This window comes from Sphingomonas sp. A2-49 (assembly GCF_025548555.1).
Lineage (GTDB): Bacteria > Pseudomonadota > Alphaproteobacteria > Sphingomonadales > Sphingomonadaceae > Sphingomonas.
Window position 1 is genome coordinate 57,285 of record NZ_JAJLPA010000010.1, and the last position, 12,790, is coordinate 70,074.

Annotated in this window: 14 protein-coding genes; 4 read left to right on the forward strand and 10 right to left on the reverse strand. The window is 68.9% G+C overall.

The features are described from left to right. Nucleotides 1–4: 4 nt before the first annotated feature. Genes LPN01_RS10360 through LPN01_RS10405 form a run of 10 tightly spaced genes read right to left on the reverse strand, consistent with a single transcriptional unit; the run spans nt 5 to nt 8,809 of the window. Nucleotides 5–2,113, reverse strand: coding sequence for an acetyl/propionyl/methylcrotonyl-CoA carboxylase subunit alpha (locus LPN01_RS10360; protein ID WP_262828324.1), 2,109 nt, complete (start codon nt 2,111–2,113; stop codon nt 5–7). Nucleotides 2,114–2,130: 17 nt separating this feature from the next. Further along, nucleotides 2,131–2,394, reverse strand: coding sequence for a DUF2442 domain-containing protein (locus tag LPN01_RS10365; protein WP_262828325.1), 264 nt, complete (start codon nt 2,392–2,394; stop codon nt 2,131–2,133). Next, nucleotides 2,378–2,611, reverse strand: a complete 234-nt coding sequence (locus LPN01_RS10370; protein WP_262828326.1) for a DUF4160 domain-containing protein — start codon at nt 2,609–2,611, stop codon at nt 2,378–2,380. The genes LPN01_RS10365 and LPN01_RS10370 overlap by 17 nt, the downstream gene beginning before the upstream one ends. A gap of 1 nt (nt 2,612) precedes the next feature. After that, the gene (bioB, locus tag LPN01_RS10375) at nt 2,613–3,608 is read right to left on the reverse strand and encodes a biotin synthase BioB (protein WP_262828327.1); all 996 of its coding nucleotides are present in this window, start codon (nt 3,606–3,608) and stop codon (nt 2,613–2,615) included. After that, nucleotides 3,605–4,000 (reverse strand): lysozyme inhibitor LprI family protein, encoded by a 396-nt coding sequence (locus tag LPN01_RS10380; protein ID WP_262828328.1) that lies wholly within the window; start codon nt 3,998–4,000, stop codon nt 3,605–3,607. Before LPN01_RS10380 ends, bioB begins: the two co-directional genes overlap by 4 nt. Next, nucleotides 3,997–6,330, reverse strand: coding sequence for a methylmalonyl-CoA mutase (gene scpA, locus LPN01_RS10385; RefSeq protein ID WP_262828329.1), 2,334 nt, complete (start codon nt 6,328–6,330; stop codon nt 3,997–3,999). The genes LPN01_RS10380 and scpA overlap by 4 nt, the downstream gene beginning before the upstream one ends. Next, nucleotides 6,317–6,745: a methylmalonyl-CoA epimerase gene (gene mce, locus LPN01_RS10390; protein WP_262828330.1), complete on the reverse strand. Its 429-nt coding sequence runs from the start codon at nt 6,743–6,745 to the stop codon at nt 6,317–6,319. Before mce ends, scpA begins: the two co-directional genes overlap by 14 nt. Then, nucleotides 6,742–6,954 carry a hypothetical protein gene (locus tag LPN01_RS10395; protein ID WP_262828331.1) on the reverse strand — a complete coding sequence of 71 codons (213 nt, stop codon included), beginning with the start codon at nt 6,952–6,954 and terminating at the stop codon, nt 6,742–6,744. The genes mce and LPN01_RS10395 overlap by 4 nt, the downstream gene beginning before the upstream one ends. After that, complete coding sequence (locus LPN01_RS10400; RefSeq protein ID WP_262828332.1) at nt 6,951–7,238, reverse strand: hypothetical protein; 288 nt, start codon at nt 7,236–7,238, stop codon at nt 6,951–6,953. The genes LPN01_RS10395 and LPN01_RS10400 overlap by 4 nt, the downstream gene beginning before the upstream one ends. Before the next feature lie 44 nt (nt 7,239–7,282). After that, nucleotides 7,283–8,809 (reverse strand): acyl-CoA carboxylase subunit beta, encoded by a 1,527-nt coding sequence (locus LPN01_RS10405; RefSeq protein ID WP_262828333.1) that lies wholly within the window; start codon nt 8,807–8,809, stop codon nt 7,283–7,285. A gap of 98 nt (nt 8,810–8,907) precedes the next feature. Here LPN01_RS10405 and LPN01_RS10410 point away from each other — a divergent pair, with 98 nt between their 5' ends. From LPN01_RS10410 to LPN01_RS10425, 4 genes are all read left to right on the forward strand, one after another. Next, a complete protein-coding gene (locus LPN01_RS10410) occupies nt 8,908–10,302 on the forward strand; it encodes a short-chain fatty acyl-CoA regulator family protein (RefSeq protein WP_262828334.1) in 1,395 nt (464 codons plus the stop codon). A gap of 78 nt (nt 10,303–10,380) precedes the next feature. Continuing rightward, the gene (locus LPN01_RS10415; protein ID WP_262828335.1) at nt 10,381–11,604 is read left to right on the forward strand and encodes an NAD(P)/FAD-dependent oxidoreductase; all 1,224 of its coding nucleotides are present in this window, start codon (nt 10,381–10,383) and stop codon (nt 11,602–11,604) included. Next, nucleotides 11,601–12,392, forward strand: a complete 792-nt coding sequence (locus tag LPN01_RS10420) for a DUF72 domain-containing protein (protein WP_262828336.1) — start codon at nt 11,601–11,603, stop codon at nt 12,390–12,392. Before LPN01_RS10415 ends, LPN01_RS10420 begins: the two co-directional genes overlap by 4 nt. A gap of 50 nt (nt 12,393–12,442) precedes the next feature. Beyond that, the gene (locus LPN01_RS10425) at nt 12,443–12,733 is read left to right on the forward strand and encodes a hypothetical protein (protein WP_262828338.1); all 291 of its coding nucleotides are present in this window, start codon (nt 12,443–12,445) and stop codon (nt 12,731–12,733) included. Nucleotides 12,734–12,790: the final 57 nt, after the last annotated feature.

Sequence of the window (12,790 nt, forward strand, 5' to 3'; positions counted from 1 at the left end):
CGCGTCACTCCATCTCCAGGATCACCTGATCGACCGCCAGGCTGTCGCCCGCGGCGGCGGACAGGCTCTTCACCCGCCCGGTCTTCTCGGCGCGCAGGATGTTCTCCATCTTCATCGCCTCGACCACCGCCAGCGGCTGGCCAGCCTCGACCGCGTCGCCCGCCGCGACGTCGAGCCGCACCAGCAGCCCCGGCATCGGCGCGATCAGGAAGCGCGACAGGTCGGGTGGCACCTTTTCGATCATATGCCGCGCGAGCGGGGCGACATGCGCGGGCAGCACGCGCGCGACATGGCTCGCGCCGCGCGTCGTCAGGCGGAAGCCGCTGCGCACCGGCGCGATACGGACCGACAGGTGCGCGTCCGCGCCGACCTCCGCCTCCACGATACGATCGCCCGGCGTATATTCGAGCGCGATGTCGAGCGCCTCGCCGTCGACCGCGATGCCGTCGGCGGACAATGCGACGGCATGGTCGCTGCCCCCGATCCGCACCGTCCAGCCGGCTGGCGGCTGCAACCGATGGCCGAGCTGTCCGTCGATCCGCCGGGCGCGGTCGGCGTGCGCCGTCGCGGCGAAGGCGGCGATGGCTGCAAGCGTGCGGAGCAGCGCCGCATCGGCAGGCGCGCCGTGGAAGCCGTCGGGATATTCCTCCGCGATGAAGCCCGTCGTGATCGTGCCCGCCCGGAAGCGGGGATGCTGCATCAGCGCCGACAGGAAATCGAGGTTGGTGCCCGGCCCCTCGATCTCGAACGCGTCGAGCGCCGCGATCTGCGCGTCGATCGCCGCCTCGCGCGTCGGCGCCCAGGTGACGAGCTTGGCGATCATCGGGTCGTAGAACATGCTCACCTCGCCGCCCTCGACGACGCCGTCGTCGACGCGGACGCGGGGAAATTCATCCTCCCCGGCACGGGGAGGGGGACCAGCCGCAGGCTGGTGGAGGGGGGCTTCCTCAGGCGATGCGCCGTGTGGCACGCCCCCTCCACCACGCCGCTGCGCGTCGCGGTCCCCCTCCCCATGCTGGGGAGGATTGTACCGTACCAGCCGGCCGATGCTGGGCAGGAAGCCGCGGTAGGGATCTTCCGCATAGACGCGGTTCTCGATCGACCAGCCGTTTATGCCGACGTCGTCCTGCGTGATCCCCAGCGGTTCGCCGGCGGCGACGCGGATCATCTGTTCGACGAGGTCGAGCCCGGTGATCTCCTCGGTCACCGGATGCTCGACCTGGAGCCGGGTGTTCATCTCGAGGAAATAGAAGCCCTGGCCGGTGGTGTCCGCGCCGGACACGATCAGCTCGACGGTACCGGCGCTGTAATAGCCGACCGCGCGGGCAAGCGCGACCGCCTGTTCGCCCATCGCTTTCCGCATCGCCGGCGTGACGAAGGGCGAGGGCGCTTCCTCGACCACCTTCTGGTGGCGACGCTGGATCGAGCATTCGCGCTCGTTGAGGTACAGGATGGTGCCGAGCTGGTCGCCGAGCACCTGGATCTCGATGTGGCGCGGACTCTCGATGAACTTCTCGATGAAGACGCGGTCGTCGCCGAAGCTGGCGAGGCCCTCGCGCTTGGTCGCCTCGAACCCCTCGCGTACGTCCTGTTCGCTGTACGCCAGCCGCATGCCCTTGCCGCCGCCGCCGGCGGACGCCTTCATCATGACGGGATAGCCGATGTCGGTCGCGATGCGGACGGCCTCGTCGGTATCGGCGATTTCGCCGAGGAATCCGGGGACGACGTTGACGCCCGCCGCCTTGGCGAGCTTCTTCGATTCGATCTTGTCGCCCATCGCCGCGATCGCGTTCGGCGGCGGCCCGACGAAGGCGATGCCCGCCTCGGCACAGGCGCGCGCGAAGCTTTCGCGTTCGGACAGGAAGCCATAGCCGGGATGGATACAGTCGGCGCCCGTCTCCTTCGCGGCGAGCAGGATCAGCTCGGCCTTGAGATAGCTCTCGGCGGCGGGTGCCGGCCCCAGCCGCACCGCCTCGTCGGCCATCAGCACATGCGGCGCACGCGCGTCGGCATCGGAATAGACCGCGACGGTCTTGATCCCCATCCGTTTCGCGGTGCGGAACACGCGGCAGGCGATCTCGCCGCGATTGGCGACCAGGATTTTCTTGAACATGTCCGTTCCTCGAATTGTCAGCGCTTGGCAGTGACGGCGGGCGCACCGCGCAACAGGCCTTCGGTGCTCAGGTCCTCGTCGATATCGGGCCAGTGGATGCCGTAACCGGCGCCCGCCTTTTCCCAATGGCCGCGCTGTTCGCGCGTGGCGTGCAGCAGTCGCGGATACCACGCGAGCGGCGCCGCGATGGTACGGCCATCCATCAGGTCGACGATAAGGCTCGCCGCGTCGAAGCGCACGTCGAGCACCCGCTCGTCGGTGATCCTAGCCGAAATAGTCATGCCACGCCTCCAGCAAGCCGGTCCGGTTTTCCTCGACCAGCGAAAGCAGGTCGTTGATCTCGTGCGCGCGAAAGCCGCGGCTCTTGGCCACTTCGACCACGGTCAGCCACACCTTGATGGTGGCGTCGCCGCGATCGATGTGGACGTGCGGCGGTTCGTTGGGCTCGTGGCTGTAGAAATAGAAACGGAACGCGCTGATCCGCAGCACCGTCGGCATGTCACTCCGCCGCCTCGGCCAACCGGCATTCCGCCGCCATCGGCGTCACGCCCAGCTTGGCGAACAGCGCCGCGTCCTTGTCGTCGCCGGCGTTGCCTGCGGTGAGCAGCTTGTCGCCGGTGAAGATCGAATTGGCGCCGGCCATGAAGCACAGGGCCTGCGTCGATTCGGACATGCTCTCGCGCCCCGCCGACAGGCGCACCATGCTTCCCGGCATCGTGATCCGCGCGACGGCGACGGTGCGGACGAATTCGATCTCGTCGATCCTGGCGAGCGGCGTGTCGGCGAGCATGTCGCCGAGCACGGTGCCCTTCACCGGCACCAGTGCGTTGACCGGCACGCTGCCGGGATGTTCGGGCAGGGTCGCGAGCGCATGGACGAAGCCGACGCGATCCTCGCGCGTCTCGCCCATGCCGACGATGCCGCCGCAGCAGACGTTGATCCCCGCGCCGCGCACCGCGTCGAGCGTGTCGAGCCGCTCCTGGAACGTCCGCGTCGTGATGACGTCGCCGTACCGCTCGGGCGAGGTGTCGATATTGTGGTTGTAATAATCGAGGCCGGCGTCAGCGAGCTGGCGCGCCTGATGCGGCTGGAGCATGCCGAGCGTCATGCACGTTTCCATGCCCATGCCGCGCACGCCCTCGACCATCGCCAGAATCGCGCCCATGTCGCGGTCCTTGGGGTTGCGCCACGCCGCGCCCATGCAGAAGCGCGTCGAGCCATTGTCCTTCGCCTGCGCCGCCGCCTGCAACACCGCGCGCACGTCCATCAGCTTGGTCGCCTTGACGCCGCTCTCCGCGCTGACCGATTGCGAGCAATAGCCGCAATCCTCGGGACAGCCGCCGGTCTTGATCGACAGCAGGGTGGACAGTTGGACCTGCGAGGGCGCGTGATGCGCGCGGTGGACGCCCTGCGCCTGCCACATCAGCTCGTCGAACGGCAGGTCGAACAGCGCCGCAATCTCCTCGCGCGTCCAGTCGTTGCGTGTCCCGCTCATCGTCCCCGCTGCCACATCATGTCCTTCAATTGGGTCGTCCGCCCGCGCGTCAGCCGCGCCAGGCATTGCCGCTGTACCATCGGCTGCATCGAGCCGCCCGCATATTCCCCGCCCTCGATGACGCATTGCGCGTCGCGGAAGGCGAGCCAGGCACGCTGGCTGGCGAGCGTCGCCGCGGCATAGCCGAATCCGCCGCCGCGGCTGGTGTCGGCGGCGTCGCGGCGCTTCATCGCGGCATAGGTGCGCTGCCACTGCACCGTCATCGTCGCGTCCGCCGCCTTCCATTCGGCCCCGGCCTGCTGGTTCAACGCGGTCTGCGTCTGCGCGGGCGCGGGACCGGCGAGCAGCAGCGCGGCGGCCGCCAGAAACACGAACGGCGTGTGGCGGATCATGCGGCATCCTCCTGCGGGGGCATGTTGTGGCCGAGCAGGCGGAGCACGTCCTCCGCCGCCTTGATGAGGTTGGTGCCGGGGCCGAAGATCGCCTGTACCCCGGCGTCGCGCAGGATCTGATAATCCTGCGCGGGGATGACGCCGCCGGCGATCACCTTGATGTCGGCACGGCCGGCATCGCGCAAATGGCCGATCAGTTCGGGGATCAGCGTCTTGTGCCCGGCGGCGAGGCTGGAGGCACCGACGACGTCGACGTCGCTTTCCAGCGCCAGGATCGCGGCCTCCCTCGGCGTCTGGAACAGCGGCCCCGGCACGACCTCGAACCCCAGGTCGCCGAACATCGAGCTGACGAGGTTGGCGCCGCGATCGTGACCGTCCTGCCCCATCTTGGCGACGAGCATCCGCGGCTTGCGGCCCAGCCGCCGCTCGGTCGCGGCGACGCCCTCGGCCAGCCGTTCCCAGCGGATGTCGTCGGCATAGGCGCCGCCATAGATGCCCTTCACCGGCGTCGGCTGCGTCCCGAACCGGCCGAACACGTCCTCCATCGCGGAGGATATCTCGCCGAGCGTCGCGCGATGCCGCGCGCATTCGACCGCGAGCGCCAGCAGGTTCGTCTCCACTCCTCCCCGGGACGGAGAGGTGGCAGCCGCAGGCTGACGGAGGGGGGCTTCCTCGGGCGGTGTCGCTTGTGGCGCCGCCCCTCCACCATGCTGCGCATGGCCCCCCTCCCCGTGCCGGGGAGGAGTATGCCGCGCCCCCTCGCGCAGCGCGTCGAGCGCCGCGCGACAGGCCGCCTCGTCGCGCGTCGCCTTCACCCGTTCGATCCGGCGGATCTGCGCCTCGCGCACCGCGACATTGTCGACGTCGAGGATGTCGATCGGGTCCTCGTCCGCCTTGCGGTATTTGTTCACCCCGACGATCACGTCCTCGCCCCGGTCGACGCGGGCGGCGCGGGCGGCCGATGCCTCCTCGATCATCGCCTTGGGCCAGCCCGCGGCGACCGCCTTGGCCATGCCGCCCTCGGCCTGCACCCGCTCGATGATCGCCCACGCGCCATCGACCAGGCTCTGCGTCAGGCTCTCGACGTAATAGCTGCCGCCGAGCGGATCGACGACCTTGGTCATCCCCGTCTCTTCCTGGATCACGATCTGCGTGTTGCGCGCGATCCGGGCGGAGAAGTCGGTGGGCAGCGCGATGGCTTCATCCAGCGCGTTGGTGTGCAGCGACTGGGTGCCGCCGAGCATCGCCGCCATCGCCTCGATCGTCGTGCGCATGACGTTGTTGTACGGGTCCTGCTCGGTCAGCGACACGCCGCTGGTCTGGCAGTGGGTGCGCAGCATCTTGCTGCGTTCGTCCTTCGCGCCGAGCTGCGTCATCGCGCGATGCCACAGCACGCGCGCGGCCCGCAGCTTGGCGATTTCCATGAAGAAGTTCATGCCGATCGCGAAGAAGAACGACAGGCGCCCGGCGAATTTGTCGATGTCGAGGCCGGAGGCGACGCCGTATTTCACATATTCCATCCCGTCGGCGATGGTGAAGGCGAGCTCGTGGAGCTGCGTCGCCCCCGCCTCCTGCATGTGATAGCCGCTGATCGAGATGCTGTTGAACTTCGGCATCTCGCGGCTGGTATAGCCGAAGATGTCCGAGATGATCCGCATGCTCGGTTCGGGCGGATAGATGTACGTGTTGCGGACCATGAACTCCTTGAGGATGTCGTTCTGGATGGTCCCGTCGAGCAACCGGCGGTCGACGCCCTGTTCCTCGCCCGCGACGATGAAGAAGGCGAGGATCGGGATCACCGCGCCGTTCATCGTCATGCTGACGCTCATCTGGTCGAGCGGGATGCCGTCGAACAGGATCTTCATGTCCTCGACGCTGTCGATCGCGACGCCCGCCTTGCCGACGTCGCCGGTGACGCGCGGATGGTCGCTGTCATAGCCGCGGTGGGTGGCGAGATCGAAGGCGACCGACAGCCCCTTCTGCCCCGCGGCGAGGTTGCGGCGGTAGAAGGCGTTCGATTCCTCCGCGGTGGAAAAGCCGGCGTACTGGCGGATCGTCCACGGGCGCCCGGCATACATCGATGCGCGCACGCCGCGCGTGAACGGCGCGAAACCGGGCAGGCCGGGATCCACCGGCGCGTCGTCCGCGGTGTACAGGGGCTTGACGTCGATTCCCTCGGGCGTGTGCCACGTCAGGTCCTTGCCCTTCACCTCCTTCGCGGCGGCGGCCTGCCAGTCGGCGAGACCCGGCTGCGGCGTCGGCTCCGGCGTCACGGGCAGGGCGGGGGCGACGCCGCTGTCCTCGCCGGTGTTGGTCTCAATGATCGCCATGCGGCGTCTCCATCAGTTCGACGAGCATGCCGCCCATGTCGCGGGGGTGCACGAACACGATCGGCGTGCCGTGCGCGCCGATGCGGGGTTCGCCGAGAACGGTCGCGCCCTTCGCCTTCAGGTCCGCGACGGCGGCGTGGATGTCGGGCACCTCGAAACAGACGTGATGTTGCCCGCCGGCAGGGTTCTTCTTCAGGAAGCCGGCGATGGGGGAGGCGTCGTCATACGGCTCGATCAGCTCGATCTGCGTGTTGGCCGTATCGATGAAGCACACCTTCACCCCCTGCGCGGGCAGATCGAACGGTTCGCCGATCGCGGTCGCGCCGAGCAGGGTGCGATAGGTTTCGATCGACCGTACGATCGACGGCGTCGCGACGCCGACATGGTTGAGCCGGCCCAAAGACGATTCCGTCACTCTTCCAGCCTCCGTTGCCGGCTCGCCATCGCGGCGCCCTCGATCACGCCTTCCAGACGGCTGACCCGATCCCGCAAGGCGCCATGGGCCTCGGCGAGGCGGGCCAGGCTCTCGCTCTGGCTCTTGGCGGCGTCCTTCAGCTGCTTGATGTCCTCCTGCATCAGCAGGACGGTTCGCAGCGCCTGCAACGCATCGCCGATGCCGCTCACCGCTGTGGGTCCTGGCCGGCCAGAACGGCGGCGACCCGGCGGTTCGATGCCTCGATCGCGTCGATGGCCTCGCGGATGTCGGCGCGCATCCTGGGGACCGCCAGTTCGACTTCACGGGCGAGCAGTCGCAACTGGTTCTGCTCGTCGCTTGCCGTCTCGGCAATGTAGCGGGCCGACGCCTCGCGAACGACATGCCCGACGGACTTGCCGTTGCTCGCCGCAAAGGCATCCAGCGCCGCCTTGTGGTCGGGGGTGGTCAGAAACGTGACGCGTTCGGTCTGCATGGCCGCACTCCTTCACATGACATTGTAATGGTCAGGATAGGCGATCACAACGGAATGTTGTCATGCTTCTTCCACGGGTTCTCGAGGCTCTTGCCCTTCAGCTTGCGCAACCCCAGCGCGATCCGCCGCCGTGTCGAATGCGGCTGGATCACCTCGTCGATGAAGCCCTTGCTCGCCGCGACGAACGGGTTGGCGAAGCGCGCCTCGTACTCCGCGGTGCGTTCCGCGATCTCCTCGGGCGTGCGCCCGCGGAAGATGATCTCCACCGCGCCCTTCGCGCCCATCACCGCGATCTCCGCGGTCGGCCAGGCGTAGTTGAGGTCGCCGCGCAGATGCTTGGACGCCATGACGTCATAGGCGCCGCCATAGGCCTTGCGCGTGATGACCGTGATCTTGGGCACCGTCGCCTCGCCATAGGCGAAGAGCAGCTTGGCGCCGTGCTTGATGATGCCGTTATGCTCCTGCGCGGTGCCCGGCAGGAAGCCCGGCACGTCGACGAAGGTGACGATCGGGATATCGAACGCGTCGCAGAAGCGCACGAAACGCGCCGCCTTCTTCGAACTGTTGATGTCGAGCACGCCCGCCAGCACCATCGGCTGGTTGGCGACGAAGCCGACGGTGCGGCCCTCGATCCGGCCGAAGCCGGTGATGACGTTGGCGGCATGGGCCGGCTGCGTTTCGAAGAAGTCTCCCTCGTCGACCACCTTCCGGATCAGCTCGTGCATGTCGTAGGGCTGGTTGGCCGACGCCGGCACCAGCGTGTCGAGGCTGGGCTCCAGCCGGTCCCACGCGTCCGCGGTCGGGCGCTCGGGCACGGGCTCGCGGTTCGAGGCGGGCAGGAAGTCGATGAAGTCGCGCGCCGCCAGCAGCGCCTCGATGTCGTTCTCGAACGCATTGTCCGCGACCGACGTCTTCGTGGTGTGCGTCACCGCGCCGCCCAGCGCCTCCTGCGTCACCACCTCGTTGGTCACCGTCCTGACCACGTCGGGGCCGGTGACGAACATGTAGCTCGAATCCTTCACCATGAAGATGAAGTCGGTCATCGCCGGGCTGTACACCGCACCGCCCGCGCACGGGCCCATGATGAGGCTCAATTGCGGCACGACCCCGCTCGCCAGCACGTTGCGCTGGAACACCTCGGCATAGCCGCCGAGGCTCGCGACGCCTTCCTGGATGCGCGCGCCGCCCGAATCGTTCAGGCCGATGACCGGCGCACCGACCTTCAGCGCGGTGTCCATCACCTTGCAGATCTTCTGCGCGTGGCGTTCGGACAGCGACCCGCCGAAGACGGTGAAGTCCTGGCTGAAGACATAGACCAGGCGGCCGTTGATCGTCCCCGATCCGGTGACGACGCCGTCGCCGGGGATCACCTGGTCCGCCATGCCGAAATCGACGCAATTATGCTCGACGTACATGTCGATCTCTTCGAACGACCCTTCGTCCAGAAGCACGTCGAGCCGTTCGCGCGCGGTCAGCTTGCCCTTGGCATGCTGCGCGGCGACGCGCTTTTCGCCGCCTCCCGCCCTGGCGGCGACACGGCGGCGTTCGAGTTCGTTCAGCGTCGATGACATAAAGGCTCCTGCCTGTTCTTCACCGTCTCTAGCCTGCGCCCGCAACTGTGGTTTTGCAAAATTGCAACGGGCATGTTTGCAAACTATCGTCGGGCGCGATGACACCCCCGGCCCCCCGACCCCGCCTGTTCGCCGGCGATCGCCTGCGCGCGCTCAGGGCGCGATTGTCGCTCAGCCAGACCGCGCTCAGCCGTCGGCTGGGCATCTCGACCAGCTATCTGTCGCAGATCGAAAGCGGCGACCGGCCGATCACCGGTGGCGTGCTGGCGGCGCTGGCCCGCAATTTTCCGCTCGACTGGGTCGACGTCGCGCCCGCGGACGACAGTGCCGCGACGGTCGGCGCGATCGCGGCGGGCACCGATCCGTCGGTCCCCGCGGCGCTGCTCGACGAGGATGCGGTGCTGCGCGGCCTGCGCCAGCAGCCGCTGGTGACGCGCCGGATGACCGCGCTGCATGCCGCGCTGCGCCGCTCGCAGGAGCAGCTGCGCGTGCTCGACGACCGCATCGACGCGAGCCAGCCGACGCTGCTGCCGTGGGAGGAGGTGCGCGACTGGTTCCAGGGCAGCGGCAATTACATCGACCCGCTCGACCGTTTCGCCGAGGCGCTCGCCGATACGCTGACCGGTTCGCTGGCCGAGCGGCTGCGTGCGGTCCACGGGGTCGGCGTGATCGACGACGGCATCTCCGCGCCGCTGCGCGCCTTCGACGCCGCCCGCGCGACGCTGACGATCGACGGCGCGCAACCGGTCGAGACGCGCCGCTTCCAGCTCGCGCACCAGCTGATCCGGCTGGAGGCGGACGTGCTGATCGAGGGGATCGTCGCCGATGCGCCGCTGCGGTCGGATGCGGCGCGCGAGCTGCTGCGCGTCGGCCTCGCCAATTACGGCGCGGGGGCGCTGCTGCTCCCCTATGGACGGTTCCGCAGCGCGGCGCGCGCCTGCCGCCATGACGTCGATGCGCTGCGCCAGCGGTTCGGCGTCAGCTTCGAACAGGTCTGCCACCGGTTGTCGACCTTGCAGCGGCCCGGCCTTCCCGGCGTGCCGTTCTTCTTCTGCCGGATCGACATGGCGGGCAACATCACCAAACGCCATTCCGCGACGCGGCTGCAATTCGCGCAATATGGTGGCGCCTGTCCGCTGTGGGTGGCGCACGAGGCGGTCGCGATCTCCGACCGGATCCTGGTGCAGGTCGCCGAGATGCCCGACGGCGTCCGCTATGTGTCGATGGCCAAGGGGCTGGTCAAGGCGACGTCGAGTTATCGCCGTGCGCCGCGCCGCTATGCGGTCGTGCTGGGGTGCGAGGTCGGGCATGCCGGCGACTTCGTCTATGGCGACGGCCTCGACGTCGGCGGCGTCGACAGCGCGACGCCGATCGGCCCGTCGTGCCGTATCTGCCCGCGTCGCGACTGCGACCAGCGCGCCTTTCCCCCGGCGGGGCGGGAATTGCGCATCGATCCCGATCGGCGCACGATCGTGCCCTATGCCTTCGAATAGGCGGCCCGCCGCCCGCGGACTTGTTCCCGCCGGTCGCGCACGGCAAGGGAGGGGCGGCGTGACAGGAAAGCTAGCCCGATGACCTACGACGTCCTCATCGTCGGTGCCGGCCATGGCGGCGCGCAGGCGGCCATCGCACTGCGCGCGGCCAAGTTCGCCGGCAGTATCGCGCTGCTCGGCGACGAACCCGAACTGCCCTACGAACGCCCGCCGCTGTCGAAGGACTATCTGGCCGGCGACAGGCCGTTCGAGCGCATCCTGATCCGCCCGCCCGGCTTCTGGGACGAGCGGCAGGTGGCGATGCTGGCCGGGCGCCGCGTCGTCTCGGTCGATCCGGTCGCGCATGCGGTGATGACCGATGACGGTACGATGATCGGCTACGGCCGGCTCGTCTGGGCGACCGGCGGCGCGCCGCGGCGGCTGCGCTGCGCCGGGGGCGACCTCGCCGGCGTCCATGCGGTACGCACCCGCGCCGACGTCGACCGGATGATCGCCGAACTGCCCGCGGTCGAGCGGGTCGTCGTGATCGGCGGCGGCTATATCGGGCTGGAGGCCGCGGCGGTGCTCGCCAAGTTCGGCAAGCACGTCACCGTGCTGGAGGCGCTGCCCCGCGTCCTCGCCCGCGTCGCCGGCGAACCGCTGTCGCGCTTCTACGAAGCCGAGCATCGCGCGCACGGTGTCGATGTCCGGCTGGAGGTCGCGGTCGCGTCGATCGCGGGGACGGACGGGCGGGCGAGCGGCGTCGTGCTGGCCGACGGCACGACGATCTCCGCCGACATGGTCGTCGTCGGCATCGGCATCGTCCCCGCGGTGCAGCCGCTGCTCGACGCGGGCGCGGCGGGGGGCGACGGCGTCGACGTCGATGCGCAATGCCGCACGAGCCTCCCCGACGTCCTTGCGATCGGCGATTGCGCGCGCCACGCCAATGCCTTCGCCGACGGCGCCCGGATCCGCCTCGAATCGGTGCAGAACGCCAACGACCAGGCAACCGTCGCGGCGAAGACGATCGCGGGGATGCCGGCCGATTATCATGCGGTGCCGTGGTTCTGGTCGAACCAGTACGACCTGCGCCTCCAGACCGTCGGCCTGTCGATCGGGTACGATGCGCTGGTGGTGCGCGGCCAGCCCGACACGCGCAGCTTTTCGGTCGTATATCTGCGCGCGGGGCGGGTGATCGCGCTCGACTGCGTCAACGCGACGAAGGATTACGTGCAGGGCCGCGCGCTGGTCGTCGCGGGCGCGATGCCCGACGTCGCGCGGCTCGGCGATGCGGCGATCCCGCTCAAGGAGGTGATGGCATGACGATTCGGATCGGCATCGGCGGCTGGACCTACGAGCCGTGGCGCGGCACCTTCTATCCGGAAAAATGGCCGCAGAAGCGCGAGCTGGACTATGCCGCGTCGCAGCTGTCGGCGATCGAGATCAACGGCACCTATTATTCCGGCTTCAAGCCCGCGAGTTTCGCCAACTGGGCGGCGGCGGTGCCGGACGGCTTCGTCTTCACCGTCAAGGCGTCGCGCTATTGCACCAACCGCAAGGTGCTGGCCGAAGCGGGCGAATCGATCGCGCGCTTCGTCGGGCAGGGGATCGTCGAACTGGGGCCGAAGCTCGGCCCGATCCTGTGGCAGTTCATGGCGACCAAGCGGTTCGAGCCCGACGATATGGCCGCCTTCCTGAAACTGCTGCCCTCGGCGCATGCCGGTGTGCCGCTGCGCCACGCGATCCAGGTCCGGCACGACAGCTTCGCCGATCCCGCCTTCGTCGCGATGGCGCGCGCGGCGAACGTCGCGATCGTCTACGCCGATTCGACGGACTATCCCGCGATCGCCGACGTCACCGCGGATTTCGTCTATGCGCGGCTGGAAGCGGCGGAGGAGGCGAACCCCGCGGGCTACACCGATGCCGCGCTCGACCGCTGGGCGACCGCGGCGCGGACGTGGCAGGCGGGCGGGCGGCCCGACGGCCTGCCCCATGTCACCGCCGACGCACCCGCGAAGGCGCAGCGGGATACGTTCGTCTTCTTCATCAACGGCGCCAAGGTCCGCGCGCCGCAGGGCGCGATGGCGCTGATCGAGCGGGTGAGGGGGTAGGGACGCGTGATCGTGCCGGTCCGCAGGTGCGTCCGGGAGCGCAGCCGGGGATGACGTTCGGATTTTCCACCCTGACCGATCTGTTGAGCTGGGTGGCCGCGGTCGCACTGGGCATCAAGGTGGTGGCCACGGCCATCCTGCTGATCGCCCCCGCCGATCGTCGCGACCAGCACGGCTGGGGTGCGATACTCTGGTGGTCGACCAAGATCACGCCGATCCTCGCGGTGCCGTGCGTCATCTGGGTCGCCTGGCACCGGGGGATGCGGGACGCGCTGTGGATATTCGTGGCGGTCATGCTGTTCGTCGTCGTCGCGGTTCCGCTGAAAGTCCGGCAGCGCTGACGGCGTATCACCGCATGGGGGACGACGGGCCGGCGGCTGCCGTAGGCGGCGGTCGCG